A 15427-nucleotide genomic window follows, 5' to 3' on the forward strand; every position below is an offset into this window, starting at 1 on the left:
CGGGTGGCGTTCACGCAAGCAACTACTTGGGAAATCTCGCACCAAGGGTGAACCGAACCTGGCACTGTCTTCGTCGTAGGGGTGTACGGCGGAAACAGGACGCCGATACGCACGACCAATGAAACGAAGGGGGTAGTTCCCATGGCGGCTGGCGGCTTTGAAGGAACTCCGGAAGAGTTCACCGCTGCTGAGAACCAGGTCACCGACGTTCGCGTCTCGATGGACCAGCGGCTTTCCACCCTGCAGGGTGAGATCGAAGCGACCCGCGCGGGCTGGGACGGCGAGGCGGCTCAGGCGTTCAACAACGTCATGCAGCGCTTCGACGAGTCGGGCAAGAAGCTGAACCAGGCGCTCCAGCGCATTGCGGACCTGCTGCAGGAAGCCGGCTCCAAGTACCAGCGCACTGAAGCCGAGCAGAACGAAATCGTGAGCAGCTTCAACAAGGGCTTCGGCGTCCTCGGCTGAGCCGAGCGGCAACGTTCAGTTCATCCATTCCACACCCCGACTTTGACAGGAGTAAGACATGGCACGCATCCTCGTTGACCCGGCCACGATCCACCGGGCGGCTGACGACTGCAACGCGACCACCAAGGACCTGAAGTCCTCGTTCGACCGGCTCAAGGAAGACCTGAGCAAGCTCACGAACACCTGGACCGGTGCGGCCAAGGACAACTACATGAAGGCCCAGGCCGACTGGGACAACAGCTTCAACGACCTGACCCAGCTGCTGGCGCAGATCGCCATCGCGCTGCCGGAGATCGCCGACGGTTACACCAAGACCGACAAGGACGTCGAGAACCTCTTCTGATTCTCGGGTTCTGACGAAACCACGGCGGGTTCCGCACTTCGGTGCGGGCCCGCCGTTTTGTTGTGGTGCGGTCGTTGTGGCGCAGTCGTGCCCGGGGCGAGGGGATTCGCCGCGTCCGTTGTGGACTGGCGCGGCGCGCCCCGGCGCTCAGTGCGGCGCGCCGACCTCGTACTCGGGCTTGTCGTTGAGCACCCGCACCGTGACCTTGCGCGGCTGCCCGCCGAGCTGCAGCGTGCAGTCGAAGGTGGTGCCGTTCTGAGTGGACTCACCCGAGGGACAGGCCACGTTCTTCACGTCGGGCTCGCCGTAGTTCTCCGCGAGCACGCGGGAAACGCCGTCCTGCAACGACTTCTGGTCGAGCGTGTCCCCTTGGAACGCGCCGAGCAGCCACGCGGCGCCGCCACCGATGACCACCACGGCCACGGCGGCGCCGGCGATCACCCACGGCCGCTTCGAGCGCGGGGCCTTCTTCACGGCTTCGGCGGAGAACGCGCCGAGCCCGCCGTACGTCGTCGGCTGGAACCCGCCGCCGAACGCCGCGCCCTGCTGCTGCGGCGGCACTCCCGGCACCTGCTGGGTCTGCGGGCCGGTGGCGTAGGGCTGCTGCTGCGGTCCGCTCGCCGGGTTCGCGTACGGATACTGCTGCGGGGCGAGGCCGGGGTAGGGCTGCGCTGCGGTTGCGGGGTTCGCGTACTGCTGCGGGTTGGCGTACTGCTGCCCGCCGGTGTTCGGGTACTGCGCCGGCGTGCCCTGCGACCACGGATTTTGCTGCGGCTGCGGGTTTTGCGGTTGCTGCCACGCACCCTGCTGCGCCCCGCCCGGCCACTGGCTCGGGTACTGGGCTTCCGGCCCGCCGGGACCGCCGGACGCGGGGGCCGCGGGTGGCTGCCACCACTGCTGCGGCTGCTGCGGCTGCTGGGGCGGCTCAGGCTGGGTCATCGGAGGTCACCTCGGGTGCTCATCAGTTGCCCTGCAGCTGGGCGAGCCGGTTGTAGAAGTCCTGCTTCGCGGCGTCGTCCGGCAGTGCGGTGATCTGGCTCGCGTCCGGCAGCTTCGGCAGGTCCTGCACGGTCGCCTTGCCGGTGAAGCGGAAGTCGTAGTTGAGCTCGATATTGTGCCCGTCCCCGGAGAACTTGGCGGCCATCACGAACTCGGCGAGCGAACCGTCCGGCTTGAGCTTGATCGTGGTGGGGATCACGGACTTGTTCAGCTGCGGCCCGACCTCTTTGAGCAGCGAGTCGGGCAGCAGTTCCACGCGCTTGTCGAGGAACTGCGAGAAGGGGACGTTCACCGTCAGTTCCGCCGAGCCGTCGGCCGAACTCTTCGCGCCGCGCACGGCCTTCTTGTCGGCGTTGTACGAGTCGTCCACGGCGTTGGCCATCTTGCAGGCCGTGAGCACCCCGCCCCATGCGCACGGCTGGATCAGCCCGGCTTCCGGCTTCGGCATCGACACCCACGCTGTCGGCTCGAGCGACTTGTACGTGGGGCCGAGGTAGACGTACTCGAGTGGCCCGTCGGCGGGGGTGAACGTGTCGATGATCTCGTCGGGGTTCTTCTGCGACCGGTTGTGGACCACGCGGCTCTCGGGGCGGCCGGTGCGGGCCGAGGTGATCACGCTGTGGATCCACTTGTCGTCGAACTTGAAGTACGCGTCGGCGGAGTTGGTGACGTCGCGCGCGTCGAGGATGGAGTTCTCGAGCTTCGACATCGCCTTCTCGAACTTGGCGCCGACGTAGGCCGAGGCCTGGTCGCCGTTGGGCAGCGCGGTGCCGGCGCGGGCCTGCCCGCACGCGGTCGCGAGCACCAGCACGGCGCCCAGGGCGAGCGCCGCTCGGCTGGCCCGTTTCGTCATCGCTTTCCCCCGGGTGTTCGGCTGTCCGCGCGGATCGTCTCATCTTGGCTTGTCGCGCGTGCCCGCGTGGGTGGTTCGGCGAGGTCGCCCGGTATGCTGTGGGCGCGGTCCGAGGAGCGCGGTCGCCGGGACTTCCGGCTGCCGGGCACCCCCCGCTGTACGGGTCACGTGAACAGGGGCGTATCTTCATATGTCGTTGTGCGTTGCGGCGCGTCAGCGCTAGGCCCGCACAGAACCCACACGCAATGTTGACGACGAGGTAGACCCTTGCCCACGTACAGCCCCAAGCCCGGCGACGTCACTCGTGCCTGGCACGTGATCGACGCCGAGGATGTCGTGCTCGGCCGGCTCGCGACCGAGGTCGCCACGCTGCTGCGCGGCAAGCACAAGCCGACTTATGCCCCGCACGTGGACACCGGCGACTTCGTCGTCATCGTCAACGCCGAGAAGGTCGCGCTCACCGGTAACAAGCGCGACCAGAAGTTCGCGTACCGCCACAGTGGCTACCCCGGTGGTCTGCGCAAGCGTTCCTTCGGTGAGCTGCTCGACACCAAGCCCGAGCACCTTGTCGAAAAGGTCGTGAAGGGCATGCTGCCGAAGAACAAGCTCGGCCGCGCCATGGCCAAGAAGCTGAAGGTGTACGCCGGCCCGCAGCACCCGCACGCCGCGCAGCAGCCGCAGGCGCGCGAGATCACCAAGATCGCGCAGGTCGCGCAGTGAGTGAGGAACAGTCTGTGACCAGCACCGAGACCGAGGTCGTCGCCTCGACCGAGACCCCTGAGGGCGAGGCCGTCGCCACCAGCGAGACGCCCGCCGCCCCGCGTCCGTCGCGCGCCGCGGGTGGCAACGCCCAGACCGTCGGCCGTCGCAAGGAGGCCGTGGTCCGCGTCCGCGTCGTTCCCGGCACCGGTGAGTTCAAGCTCAACGGCCGCAGCCTCGCGGAGTACTTCCCGAACAAGGTGCACCAGCAGCTCATCCGTGAGCCGCTCGTCACGGTCGACAAGCCCGACTCGTTCGACATCTTCGCCAACCTCCACGGTGGCGGCATCTCGGGCCAGGCCGGCGCTCTGCGCCTCGCCATCGCCCGCGCCCTCGTCGAGGTCGACGCCGACGACCGCCCGGCCCTGAAGAAGGCCGGCTTCCTGACCCGTGACGCGCGCGCCACGGAGCGGAAGAAGTACGGCCTCAAGAAGGCCCGTAAGGCTCCGCAGTACAGCAAGCGCTGATTCGTGTGGGGGTTTCGTACCCCCGTGTCCCTGCACAGGGGCAACCTCGGGAGCGCCCATCCGTCCATCGGATGGGCGCTCTCGTGCTTTCCGAGTGCTGTACTGAACGTGTTCTCTGGGACCTCATGTGTCTCATCCGCCCCACAGTGATGCATTTCGCGCGCGGTCCGCGACATTCCAGGGGTGGGGGCAGGGCCCGGCCGGGTCGCAGCCGCCGCTAGGTTGTCGTGGTCGATTTGGACCTAGGAGGTCGTGGAGATGGCCCGACTGTTCGGTACCGACGGGGTACGAGGCCTGGCCAACGCCGAGCTGACCCCCGAGCTGGCGCTTTCGCTCGCGGCCAGCGCCGCGCGTGTGCTCGCCGCGCACGACCGTTCGCACCGCCCGGTGGCCGTCGTCGGCCGCGACCCGCGTGCCAGCGGCGAGATGCTGGAGGCCGCCGTGGTGGCGGGCCTCGCGTCCGCCGGCGCCGACGTGCTGCGCCTCGGCGTGCTGCCGACGCCCGCCGTCGCGTACCTCGTGGGTGCGCTGGAGGCCGATCTGGGCGTGATGATATCGGCCTCGCACAACCCGATGCCGGACAACGGCATCAAGCTCTTCGCCGCGGGCGGGCACAAGCTCCCCGACAGCATCGAGGACGAGATCGAGGCCGGCCTCGGCGGTGCCGACGTCGTCCGCCCGACGGGCTCGGGCGTCGGTCGCGTGTCCGACGTCTCCGACGCGCTGGACTTGTACGTCGACCACCTGCTCTCCGCGACGCCGCACCAGCTCGAGGGCCTGAAGGTCGTGGTGGACTGCGCCAACGGCGCGTCCGCCGTCGCCGCCCCCGAGGCCTACCGCCGCGCCGGCGCCGAGGTCGTCGCCCTCCACGCGGAGCCCGACGGCATCAACATCAACGAGCACTGCGGTTCGAACCACCCCGACCTGCTCCGCGCCGCCGTCGTCGAGCACGGCGCCGACCTGGGCATCGCCCACGACGGCGACGCCGACCGCTGCGTCGCCGTGGACGCCTCGGGTGAGCTCATCGACGGCGACCAGATCATGGCCGTGCTGGCCCTCGCGCTCGCCGAGGACGGCGAGCTGGTGAAGGACACGCTCGTCGCCACCGTGATGAGCAACCTGGGCCTCCACCTCGCGATGAAGGCCCACGGCATCACGGTCGTCACCACGTCCGTCGGCGACCGCTACGTCCTCGAAGAGCTGCGCGCCTCCGGCCTCGCCCTCGGCGGCGAACAGTCGGGCCACGTGGTCCTCCCCGCCCACGCCACCACCGGCGACGGCCTGCTGACCGCCCTGCGCCTCATGTCCCGCATGGCCGCCACCGGCAAGAAGCTCGCCGAGCTGGCGTCCGTGATGAACCGCCTGCCCCAGGTCCTCGTCAACGTCCCAGTCGCGGACAAGGCGGCCGTCGCGGGCTCCTCCGAAGTCCGCGACGCCGTCGGCGAGGTCGAAGCCGAACTCGGCGAAGAGGGCCGCGTCCTCCTGCGCCCCTCGGGCACCGAACAGCTCGTCCGCGTCATGGTCGAGGCCCCGGCCCACTCCACGGCCCAAGCGGCGGCCGACCGACTGGCCGGCGTGGTGTCCGCGGTCTCCTGATCGTCCCGGATTTGATGAACGCCCTGCGCCCTCGGTGACCCCGGAGGTACATTCCGCATGCAGTGCGGACCGACGGGGGAGTGGGATGGACGGGCAGGAGGGGCTGAGTCCTCAGTTCACCAGGAGCCTGGTGGCGATGGAGGAGGTCAGGGCCCAGTACCGGGCCGATCACGAGCGCGCGCTGGCCGACGACGAGAAGCGTCAGGCGGAGTTCGCCAAGCTCGTCGAGGAGAATCGCGCCCGAAGCGAGCAGCTGCGCGCGGAGCGTGAGGCCGCCGGAACCGAGAGCGATCCCGCCGCGTCGAAGGAAGCGGAACTGGCCGCCAAACGGGCGGCGGAGAACGCCGAAGACGGCGCGATCTTCCGGTTCGAGGACGAGACGGGGGTGGAAGCGCCGCCGCAGCCGGTGGTGCCGGCGTTCCGGCCGCCACCGCCGGAGGCGCCGGCCCGCCCGGCCGCCCGGCACCGCGCGGCGGAGGTCGACGACGACTTCTCGGCCACGAACTGGGTCGACGACCACTGAGCTGTTCCGCACGAGGGGAGAAGTGCGTTGGCCGGATTCAACATCGAACCGGATCAGGTGAAGAACGTCGCGAACGAGGTGTCCTCGATGGCGACGTCGTTCGACGAGATGAAGACCTACACCGCGCAGTCGCAGCTGACGCCCGCGCACTTCGGCAAGATCCCCGGCCTCTCCGAAGCGGCCGGCGCGTACGTCGCGAAAGCCCAGGCGCTCGGTGATTCCGCCACCAAGGGTGGCGCGTTTCTCAAGGACTACGCCACGCGGCTCAACCAATCGGCGACCCTGCACTCGGAGAACGAGCAGGAGAGCACCTGGGGCATCACCGACGCGGGCAGGGAGGCCTGACCGTGACTCCGCCTCCCGCCTCCGGCCGCCTCGGCGACACCATCATCGCCCCGCTGCAGCCCCCGGCCGACGTCCACCTGGACGACACGTCCGACAACATGCTGAAGTCACTCACCGGCTTCCACGACAAGATGACCGGCAAGCTCGGCGGCCTCTACGCGCGGTGGATCGGGCACCCGTCGCGGAACCTCGCGTTGCAGTTCGCGGCTCCGTACGGGCAGGGCGACGAGGAGAACCGGCTGCTCGGCGAGCTGGGCGGTTTCGGCTTCGGCTATTTCTGGGGCGCGCAGGGCCGAGCGGCCAACCTCGGCAAGGCGGCGAAGGCGGCGCAGGACGCGGGCGGCCAGGTCAAGCAGGATCTGTCCGCGGCTTGGCAAGGCAAGGCCGCGGACTCCGCCGGCGAGAAGATGGACGACCTGAACAAGGTTCTCGGCGACTACAGCGGCACGGTCAACGGGTTCAGCCAGCTGCTGCAGAACCTGTGGCACACGGTCCGGCCGCCGATCGCCGACTTGGCGAAGCTGCCGGATGCGGCGGGTCAGGCGCCGAAGACCTTTGTGGATGCGCACAACCCCGATGACTGTGATGGCTTGTCGATGTTCATCGACCGGCTCGACGAGGCCATCAAATGGGGTCGTGACAAAGGGGATGACGACAGCATCGCGGCGCTTTGGGGTAATCCTCGGAGTGGGTCAGAGGTCGCGAGAAGCCAGGAACATGGAACTGGGCCGATCGCGCCGCAGGACATTCGGCACATGTCGGTGGACCTCGACACGGACTACGACTCCAAGTGGTCCGACATGCTGTGCAGCCAGATGGATGAGTACAGCACCCAGTACTCCAATGCCATGAACACCTTCCGGCAGGCGATCCGCAACGCGCACACCACCGCGACCAACGCGCTGCGGGTGTTCTCGGATGGCCTGAACGTGCCGACGGACCCGTTCGGCTCCCTGCACCTCGGTGCGTCGCCGGACACCGGCGGGGGCACCAAGACCAGCAGTTCGGGTGGGCACAGCAGCGGCCCGGGCGGACCATCTTCGGGCGGTGGTGGCGGCAGCATGACTCCGCCGCCGGCCACCCCGATGCCAACCCCGGCCGTGACGGCGCCGGCGGCCGCGGATCCGAACGTCAACCCCGTCACGCACCAGCCCCTCGAGGTGGATCCTGCGACGGGCCAGCCCTACCCGATCGACCCGAAGACCGGCGAGGCGATCAAGTCCGACGCGACGGAGCCCGAGACGGTGACCGTCGAGCAGGGCGACAACAAGATCTCCATGTCCGAGCCGGACGACCACGGGACGATGGGCATCACCGTCGACGACGGGACCGGGCAGGAGAAGAAGTACCAACTCGACTTCGGCGACGATCCCGAGCCAGGCCAGGGCGCCGACTTCGGCCCGCAGGGGCACGACGGCGCGCAAGACGCGTCAGGCCGGCCAGACGACCTCGGCCCGCAAGGGCACGACGGCGCGCAGGACACGCCGGGCCAGCCCGGCGCCGGTCGTCACCAGGCTCCGCAGCCCGATGGCGCATCCACACCGGCCGGCACCGCGACGTCGGGCCACGTTTACCAGCCTGGTCCCGACGGCAAGATCCACATCGACGACGGGAACCTCAAGATCACCGCCGAGCGACCCGACGGCGCGGACGGTCCCACGGTGGTGACCGTCGACGACGGTTCCGGCCAGCCGACGAAATACACCCTCGGCGACGACGGCGACCTGCACCCCGCCGCCACTGCGGACGGGCAACCCGCCGGAAACTTCGCGCAGCCCACGGCGGCTCAGCACGCCGGCGTGGCGGACCAGACCGGCCCGATCGACCACGCGACCCCCGTCGGCCACAGTGCGTCGGACCAGATCGGCGCAGTCGACCACGCCGCCCCGGTCGGTCACGGTGTGTCGGACCAGACCGGCGCCGTCGAGCACTCCGGCGCCCACGACGCGACGGACGCCGGGGCGACGACTGGCCGCCACCACGCCGCGCCGGATGTCGGGATGCCGGCCGATCCGGTCGATGCGCCGGCCGCATCGGTCGATCAGCCGAGCGTGGACGACTCGACGACCGCCCAGTCGCTCACCGATCCCACCGACAGCCACAGCGGCCTCGGCCCGGGGTTCGACAACGGTCTCGGCCAGACCTCCGAACCGGCCGACTGGCAGGGCGGCGGTGGCGCCACCGCTCCGACCTCCGGCGACCTCGGCACGGCCCCGACCACCACCGACCAGCAAGGACAGCCCATGGCCATGATGGGCGGCGGAATGATGGGCGGCGGTGGGCTCGGCAACACCGGCGGTGACCAGGAACGCGGGTCGAACCCGTACCGGTCCGGCCTGTTCGACTCGACGCCGAGCGGCCGCCGGATCAGCGGCTCGTTGCTCGACGACGAAGACTGAGCTTTTTGTCGACTCCAGCCTCCTGAATCGCTAGATTCCCGGTGGCACCGGGCGCCGTCGGCGTGCGTCGGAGGGTGCGGGGCGGCGGAGTGAGGGGGTGGCCATGCCGGAGGGCAGCCACCGGGCGGACGCGGCGGCGATGCGCGCCGCGAAGGGCGCACTCGAGGCTGCGGCCGGAAGGGTTCCCGGGGTGGCGTCGCAGGTCGCCGAGGCTGACTTCGGGCGCGGGCACGGCGGGGCGTTTGCCGCGTACCGCAACGGGTTCGCCGCGCTGAGTGACGCCGTCCAGGCTTACGGCGGGGCGCTCGCGTCGTTCGGCAGCAGCCTCGACGTGGCGGCCGAGCGGTACGCGTCCATCGAGGACGAGCACGTCGACACCGCACGGAACACGGCAGCGCGATGACCGACGCGCTGCGCGGCCCCGAGCCCGGCGGCGTCGGGGTGGCGACGTCCGACGAGGTGCTCGCGCTCGCCGCGCCGGCGCTGGATTTCTTCGCGCAGTGGGCCCCGGTCTGGAACACCTTCGCGGCCACGAAGATCGACGTCGAGCGCGACATCCGCCTGCGGTTCGGGGACAGCACCGGCCTCGACTTCTGCAAGTTCCTCGCCGACGCCGCCACGCTGTCCCACACCGGCGACACCCTCGCCTCCACCCACACCGACGCGACCACCGCCACCACCGCACTCTTCCGCGACTGGCAAAGCCCCGCCGCGACGGCCGCGCAGAGCGCGTACCACCGCCTCGCGCCCGATGACTTACTCGACCACCTCTCCGGCGCCGCCCAGCTCATCCCCGAGACGATGACCCACGTCTTCACCGCCCTGAAGACCAAAGTGGACGAAGCGCTGCACCTCCGCACCGACTCCATCGCGGGCGCCCCTTTGCCTGTGGCGCAACGGATCGCCGCGCTCGCCCAAGGCGGCACCGTCTCGAAGGCCGAGCTGCTCGACCTCGCCCATTGGCTCGACTCCACCAGCCCCGGTAACGACCTCCACAACCGCCTGCACGACTGCGACCCCGCCGACAGCGACTACGCCGTCCGCGCCGCGCGCCAATGGCTGAACGGTCCTTTCGCGACCGAGTTCACCAGCCGCTACGCCGCGTTCCAGGCCCTCTGCGCCACGGCCACCTCCACCATCGACGGCCACTTCCGTGCCCTGGTGGGATTCCTGGCTTTTTCGGATTCGTCCACAGTGGAGTCATCGACAGACTCGCCCACTCCGAGTCTGACCGCTCCAGCGAACTCACCAACTCGCGCTCTGGGCTCGCTCGTGGACTCACCAACTCGCGCTCCGGGCGGTCCCGTGGACTCGCCGACTCATGCTCCGGGCGCGCCGGTGGACCCGCCGACTCCCGCTCTGGGTATCGCTGTCGGCTCACCGACTCCCGCTCCGGGCCCCGTGGACTCACCGGCTCATGCTCTGGGCGCGGCGGACTCGCAGACTCCCGCTCTTGGCCTACCGGCCGGCTCCGCTGGTCCAGTCCTTGGCGTCCCCGCGGACTCGCCTGGTCCAGCGCTTGGCCTGCCCGCTGACTCACCGGCTCATGCTCTGGGCACGCAGGCGGACTCGTCCGCTCCCGCGGTCGGCGTCCCCGCGGACTCGCCCGGCTCCGTCCTCGGCGTCTCCGTGGACTCGCCGACTCCCGCTCTCGGCCTCCCTGTCGTTCCGGCCGGCTTCGACCCGTCGTCCGGCTCGACCTCGGGCGACCTGAACCTCCCGGACGACAGCACCACGGCCTCGGCCTCCCTGGCCGACCTCGGCGCTCACATCGTCGACCCACCCCAAGACCAGCAGCCCTCCGCGGAACTCGGCACGGCCCCCGGCGGCGACGTCACCTTCGACCCCCTCGGCCCCACCCCCGACTCCCTCCCCGACGGCATGAACGGCTTCGGCGCCCTGTCCCTCCCCGGCCTCAACGGCCTCGGCACCGCCCCCGGCGACCAAACCCGCCCGGCCACCCGCCTTGGCTCGGACGTCTTCGACACCCACGGCTCGGCCGGCCGCATCAGCGGCTCCCTCGAAGACGGGCCCGGGCGTTGACCGCCAATGACCCGCCCGCCCCACGCAACCTGACCGCCGCCGCTCAGCCCGCCGGATGTCGGCGCCCGAACACCGTGGCGCAACGACGCGCGCCCGCCGCTACCCAGCTCACGAGACGGCGACCCCAACCGTGACCACTGCCGACCGCCTCGCCGCTGCCCGCGCTGCGCAGGACGCCGCCGCCCGCGAACACCAGGAGCAACGCGCCCTCCGCGACCGCCACGTCACCTCGGCCACGGCCGACGCCACCGAATCCCTCCACCGCGACGCCGCCACCCACGGCCGCTACCTCACCCGTGCGCAGGACCTCCAGCGCCGCCACCGCGAAGCCGGCGGCTGGCTCACCGAAAAAGCCATGACCGACCGCACGCACACCATCGACCTCACCCCACCCGCCGACCGGCCACCGGACGAGCCCACCCCGCCAACCCCGGGCCACCCCATCCGCCCCGGCCGCTTCGACGACCACGACTTCGCCAACAACACCTGGATGGTCGACTGACCCAGCCGGTCGCCGCATGAAGGTGTGAAGGGGCCCTTCATGCCCTCATCGCCACGTGAGGTGACCGCCGCCGATGCCAGGGCGCGAAGGGTCCCCCGACGCCTCCCGCCGCTGCCCACCGAAGCCAGCCGATGACGCGAGACCGGCTGCCTGAGGGCGGCACGATGGGTCCGTTCGCACGATCGCCGGCCCACGAGCGGTCCCATCGCGATCGCCGCGGCTCGCGAGTGGTCCCATCGCGATCGCCGCGGCTCGCGAGTGGTCCCGTCGAGCGTCTTGCGGCTGGCGAACCGACCCGCGCGCGACTCCCCGTTGGTGAACGGTCCCGACGCGACCAGGGAGCGGCAACGCAGCCTGACTCGCGGACATCAGCCGAGTAGCACAACAAGCGAGTCCCAACCGCGCAGACCGCCATCCGCGCCGGGAGTAACTGCGGAGGAGACGGGTCCGTTCGCCCATCGGCGTGGCGACGAGATGTCCCCTCGCGCGCAGCCAACGTCGGCAAAGCCAGATCCCCAGCCCACCAACCGAAGCGATGAAGGTCCCCTTCACCCCAACCCCGGTCACCGACCGTCAGGCAGCCGGTTCTTCCGTCAGCTCGATCGGCGCCCGCTTCACGTCCGCGTCCAGGAGGGGCAGGTAACGCTCAGTGCCCGTCAGGTGCGTCAGGAAGAACGCCGTGAACAAGGCCCGCGTCAGCTGCTGCGTGCGGCGGTTCGGCTTGCCCTGGAGAAGCAGCTGGCTCCAGTGCCGTCCCTCCGTCACGCCGAGGTGGGAGGACTTCCCCAAGGTGCGCAGCTGAACCGGCCCGGCCCAAGCCGCAGCGATGGCTTCCGCGTGGGCGACGGCGGGTGCGACCAGGTCCTCCTCCGCCGCGAGGTGCAGGCCGGGGGCGGTGATGAGCTGGGCGGCGGCCGAGGCGGAGGGGAGGGTCTGGGCGGCGGTGATCGTCGCGACGGCGCGGATGCGGGGGCGCACGGAGTCGTCGGCCGCGGCGGCCTGGGCGGCGGCGAGGACGGCGGAGCCGCCGCCGGTGGAGTGGCCGGCGAGGCCGAGTTTGGCGGGGTCGACGCTGATGCCGTCGGGGCCGAGGCGGACGGTGGTGACCACGTCGAGCGTCGTCAGCAGGTCGCTGGCCAGCAGGCGGTACGACGGCAGCGGCCCACCCTGCGTCGCGGGCGCGGCGGCGACCACGCCCCAGCTCGCGAGGTGGTGCAGCAGGTGCCGGTAGCGCGACGCGGGCTGCAGCCACCCGTGCCCGAACGCGATGGCCGGCAGCCCCAGCCCTTGGCGGGGCGTGAACACGACCCCCGGCAGCCCGACCAGGGCCAGGTTGCCGCGCAGGACCTCGTGGGGCCCCGGGTGTGACAGCTCCGCGAGCAGGTGCTTGGGCTTGCTGGCCATGCGCGTGACCTTACTGCCCGCGCCCGGCCCCGGCCCGCCCGCCGCTCCGGGCCAGGTCATGCCCGCTCGTAGTACGCGATGAGCACGCCCTTCGTGGTCGCGATGCTTCGCGTGAGCCGGAACTCGGTCAGCGGTGCCGGGCCGTCGAACAGCCGCGCGCCGACGCCGAGGGTGAGCGGGTGGATCACCAGCGTGTAGCGGTCGACCAGCCCGGCCGCGTGCAGGCTCCGCACGAGCGCCGCGCTGCCGACGATCGCCAGGTCGTTCCCCGGCTCGGCCTTCAATTCGGCGACGTTCTTCGTCGCGTCGCCGGGCAGGAGGATCGAGTTCTGCCACGCGTCGGCGCTCGCGAGGGTGGTCGAGGCCACGTACTTGGTGGCGGCGTCGAGGTGCGCGGTGAACGGGTTGCCGTCGTCGCGCCCCGCCCACGCGCCGATGAAGTCCTCCCACGTCCGGCGCCCGAACAGCATGTCGCCGGGCCGACTCATCCCCTTGGCCATCTCGCGGCCGAGGACCTCGTCCTGGTACCTCGTGCCCCAGCCCCCGTGGGGAAACCCGCCGCGCCTGTCCTCGTCGGGCCGCCCGAGGCCCTGCACGACCCCGTCGAGGGTGATGTTCATGGTGACGCTGAGGGAACGCATGTTTTCTCCTCTCGGTTCACCCTCTACACGAGCGGGCACACCCCGATTCGACACAGTGCCGAAAAGCCCCAGAACCCCACCGATCAGGGGCCCGCCACCGCCAGCCCACTCCGCACCGTCACCACTCGATCTCCGCTGGTCAGGTGGGTTGAAAAGCCTCGGGAAGGTACCGGAGTAGGGGACTGGACATCCCTCGTTAGGCTTGTTCGCGTGTGTGGAATCGTGGGATATGTCGGACACCGGCCGGCGCTGGATGTGGTCCTCGGTGGCCTGCGGCGGATGGAGTACCGCGGCTACGACTCGGCCGGGGTGGCGGTGCTCGACGGCGCCGGCGCGCTGAAGGTCGAGCGCAAGGCAGGTCGGCTCGCCAACCTGGAGGCTCAGCTCGACGTCGTGGGCAGGGATGGCTTCACCGGCACCGCCGGCATGGGCCACACCCGCTGGGCGACGCACGGCGCGCCCGTGGACAGGAACTCGCACCCGCACCAGGACGCCACCAGGAAGGTGGCCGTGGTGCACAACGGCATCATCGAGAACTTCGCCGCCCTGCGCGCGGAGCTCGAGGCCGACGGTGTCGAGATGGCGAGCGACACCGACACCGAGACCGCCGCGCACCTGGTGGCCCGGGCGTACAACAGCGGTGACACCAAAAACGACTTCGCCGCCAGCGTCGCGGCCGTGTGCCGGCGGCTGGAGGGCGCGTTCACGCTGGTCGTGACGCACGCCGACCAGCCGGACACCATCGTGGCCGCCCGCCGTTCCTCGCCGCTGGTGGTCGGGGTCGGGGAGGGCGAGCACTTCGTCGCGTCCGACGTCGCCGCGTTCATCGAGCACACGCGCGAGGCCGTGGAGCTGGGGCAGGACCAGCTGGTGATCATCACCCGCGACGGCTACGAGGTCACCGACTTCCACGGCGACGCCGCGCAGGCCAAGCCGTTCACCGTCGACTGGGACCTGTCCGCCGCCGAGAAGGGCGGCCACGAGTACTTCATGCTCAAGGAGATCGACGAGCAGCCCGAAGCCCTGGCCAACACGCTGCGCGGCCACTTCGAGGCCGGCCGGATCATCCTCGACGAGCAGCGCATCTCCGACCAGGACCTGCGGGACGTCGACAAGGTCTTCGTCGTCGCCTGCGGTTCCGCCTACCACTCGGGCCTGGTCGCCAAGTACGCCATCGAGCACTGGACGCGCCTGCCCGTCGAGGTCGAGCTCGCCAGTGAGTTCCGCTACCGCGACCCGGTGCTCGACCGCGACACGCTCGTCGTCGCCGTGTCCCAGTCCGGCGAGACGGCCGACACGCTCGAAGCCGTGCGGCACGCCCGCGAACAGAAGGCCCGTGTGCTCGCCGTCTGCAACACCAACGGCGCGCAGATCCCCCGTGAGTCCGACGCCGTGCTGTACACGCACGCCGGCCCCGAGATCGGCGTCGCGTCGACGAAGGCGTTCCTCGCGCAGATCGCCGCCAACTACCTCGTGGGCCTGGCGCTCGCGCAGGCGCGCGGCACGAAGTACCCCGACGAGGTCGCCCGCGAGTTCGCCGAGCTGGAGGCCATGCCGGCCGCCGTGCAGAAGGTGCTGTCCACTGTGGACCAGGTCCGCGACCTCGGCCGCCGGATCTCCGACTCCAAGGCGGTGCTGTTCCTCGGCCGCCACGTCGGGTTCCCGGTCGCCCTCGAAGGCGCGCTGAAGCTCAAGGAGCTCGCCTACATGCACGCCGAGGGCTTCGCCGCCGGCGAGCTCAAGCACGGCCCGATCGCGCTGGTCGAGGAAGGCCTGCCGATCGTCGTCGTCATGCCCTCGCCCAAGGGCCGCGCGGTGCTGCACTCCAAGCTGGTCTCCAACATCAGCGAGATCCAGGCCCGCGGCGCCCGCACCATCGTGATCGCCGAAGAGGGCGACGAGGCGGTGCGGCCGTTCGCCGACGAGCTGATCGAGATCCCCGCCGTGCCGACGCTGCTGCAGCCGCTGGTCTCCACCGTGCCGCTTCAGGTGCTGGCCGCGGAGATCGCCCGCGCCCGCGGGTACGACGTCGACAAGCCGCGTAACCTGGCGAAGTCGGTCACTGTCGAATAGCAGAAAGGCCCCCGC

At 70.5% G+C, this 15427-nt stretch carries 16 protein-coding genes; 12 read left to right on the top strand and 4 right to left on the bottom strand.

Annotated elements, in window-relative coordinates; all coding sequences use genetic code 11:
- Positions 1-141 precede the first annotated feature (141 nt).
- Both ACQPXB_RS04180 and ACQPXB_RS04185 read left to right on the top strand, forming a co-directional pair.
- Entirely contained in the window at positions 142-465 is a 324-nt protein-coding gene (locus ACQPXB_RS04180; protein ID WP_366575761.1) for a WXG100 family type VII secretion target, read from the top strand.
- A gap of 58 nt (positions 466-523) precedes the next feature.
- Positions 524-808 (top strand): WXG100 family type VII secretion target, encoded by a 285-nt coding sequence (locus tag ACQPXB_RS04185; protein WP_364045256.1) that lies wholly within the window; start codon positions 524-526, stop codon positions 806-808.
- 147 nt (positions 809-955) lie between these two features.
- Here the strand turns inward: ACQPXB_RS04185 and ACQPXB_RS04190 are convergent, their stop codons facing one another.
- Both ACQPXB_RS04190 and ACQPXB_RS04195 read right to left on the bottom strand, forming a co-directional pair.
- Positions 956-1747, bottom strand: coding sequence for a DUF4333 domain-containing protein (locus ACQPXB_RS04190; RefSeq protein ID WP_432849563.1), 792 nt, complete (start codon positions 1745-1747; stop codon positions 956-958).
- Between the two features lie 22 nt (positions 1748-1769).
- Entirely contained in the window at positions 1770-2660 is an 891-nt protein-coding gene (locus ACQPXB_RS04195) for a hypothetical protein (RefSeq protein WP_432849565.1), read from the bottom strand.
- Between the two features lie 267 nt (positions 2661-2927).
- Here ACQPXB_RS04195 and rplM point away from each other — a divergent pair, with 267 nt between their 5' ends.
- The 9 genes from rplM (at position 2928) to ACQPXB_RS04240 (ending at position 11294) form a co-directional block, all read left to right on the top strand.
- Complete coding sequence (gene rplM / locus ACQPXB_RS04200; RefSeq protein WP_220246114.1) at positions 2928-3380, top strand: 50S ribosomal protein L13; 453 nt, start codon at positions 2928-2930, stop codon at positions 3378-3380.
- A 14-nt stretch (positions 3381-3394) separates the two neighbouring features.
- Positions 3395-3886 carry a 30S ribosomal protein S9 gene (rpsI, locus tag ACQPXB_RS04205; RefSeq protein WP_360597513.1) on the top strand — a complete coding sequence of 164 codons (492 nt, stop codon included), beginning with the start codon at positions 3395-3397 and terminating at the stop codon, positions 3884-3886.
- Between the two features lie 258 nt (positions 3887-4144).
- Positions 4145-5482, top strand: a complete 1338-nt coding sequence (glmM, locus tag ACQPXB_RS04210; protein ID WP_432849568.1) for a phosphoglucosamine mutase — start codon at positions 4145-4147, stop codon at positions 5480-5482.
- Positions 5483-5567: 85 nt separating this feature from the next.
- A complete protein-coding gene (locus ACQPXB_RS04215) occupies positions 5568-6005 on the top strand; it encodes a hypothetical protein (RefSeq protein ID WP_366575754.1) in 438 nt (145 codons plus the stop codon).
- Between the two features lie 27 nt (positions 6006-6032).
- Positions 6033-6350: a hypothetical protein gene (locus tag ACQPXB_RS04220; RefSeq protein WP_366575752.1), complete on the top strand. Its 318-nt coding sequence runs from the start codon at positions 6033-6035 to the stop codon at positions 6348-6350.
- Positions 6351-6352: 2 nt separating this feature from the next.
- Entirely contained in the window at positions 6353-8749 is a 2397-nt protein-coding gene (locus ACQPXB_RS04225) for a hypothetical protein (RefSeq protein WP_432849571.1), read from the top strand.
- A gap of 103 nt (positions 8750-8852) precedes the next feature.
- A complete protein-coding gene (locus ACQPXB_RS04230) occupies positions 8853-9152 on the top strand; it encodes a hypothetical protein (protein WP_366575748.1) in 300 nt (99 codons plus the stop codon).
- Positions 9149-10792, top strand: coding sequence for a hypothetical protein (locus tag ACQPXB_RS04235; RefSeq protein ID WP_432849573.1), 1644 nt, complete (start codon positions 9149-9151; stop codon positions 10790-10792). The genes ACQPXB_RS04230 and ACQPXB_RS04235 overlap by 4 nt, the downstream gene beginning before the upstream one ends.
- Positions 10793-10922: 130 nt before the next feature.
- The gene (locus ACQPXB_RS04240; RefSeq protein ID WP_432849575.1) at positions 10923-11294 is read left to right on the top strand and encodes a hypothetical protein; all 372 of its coding nucleotides are present in this window, start codon (positions 10923-10925) and stop codon (positions 11292-11294) included.
- Between the two features lie 573 nt (positions 11295-11867).
- On the opposite strand, the gene ACQPXB_RS04245 is transcribed toward ACQPXB_RS04240, so the two are convergent.
- Together ACQPXB_RS04245 and ACQPXB_RS04250 are read right to left on the bottom strand one after the other, a co-directional pair.
- Positions 11868-12698: a dienelactone hydrolase family protein gene (locus ACQPXB_RS04245; protein ID WP_366575743.1), complete on the bottom strand. Its 831-nt coding sequence runs from the start codon at positions 12696-12698 to the stop codon at positions 11868-11870.
- 56 nt (positions 12699-12754) lie between these two features.
- Complete coding sequence (locus ACQPXB_RS04250) at positions 12755-13339, bottom strand: dihydrofolate reductase family protein (protein ID WP_366575742.1); 585 nt, start codon at positions 13337-13339, stop codon at positions 12755-12757.
- A gap of 210 nt (positions 13340-13549) precedes the next feature.
- Here ACQPXB_RS04250 and glmS point away from each other — a divergent pair, with 210 nt between their 5' ends.
- Positions 13550-15412 carry a glutamine--fructose-6-phosphate transaminase (isomerizing) gene (gene glmS, locus ACQPXB_RS04255; protein ID WP_432849578.1) on the top strand — a complete coding sequence of 621 codons (1863 nt, stop codon included), beginning with the start codon at positions 13550-13552 and terminating at the stop codon, positions 15410-15412.
- Positions 15413-15427: the final 15 nt, after the last annotated feature.

This window comes from Amycolatopsis sp. CA-161197, assembly GCF_050942255.1.
Classification (GTDB): domain Bacteria; phylum Actinomycetota; class Actinomycetes; order Mycobacteriales; family Pseudonocardiaceae; genus Amycolatopsis.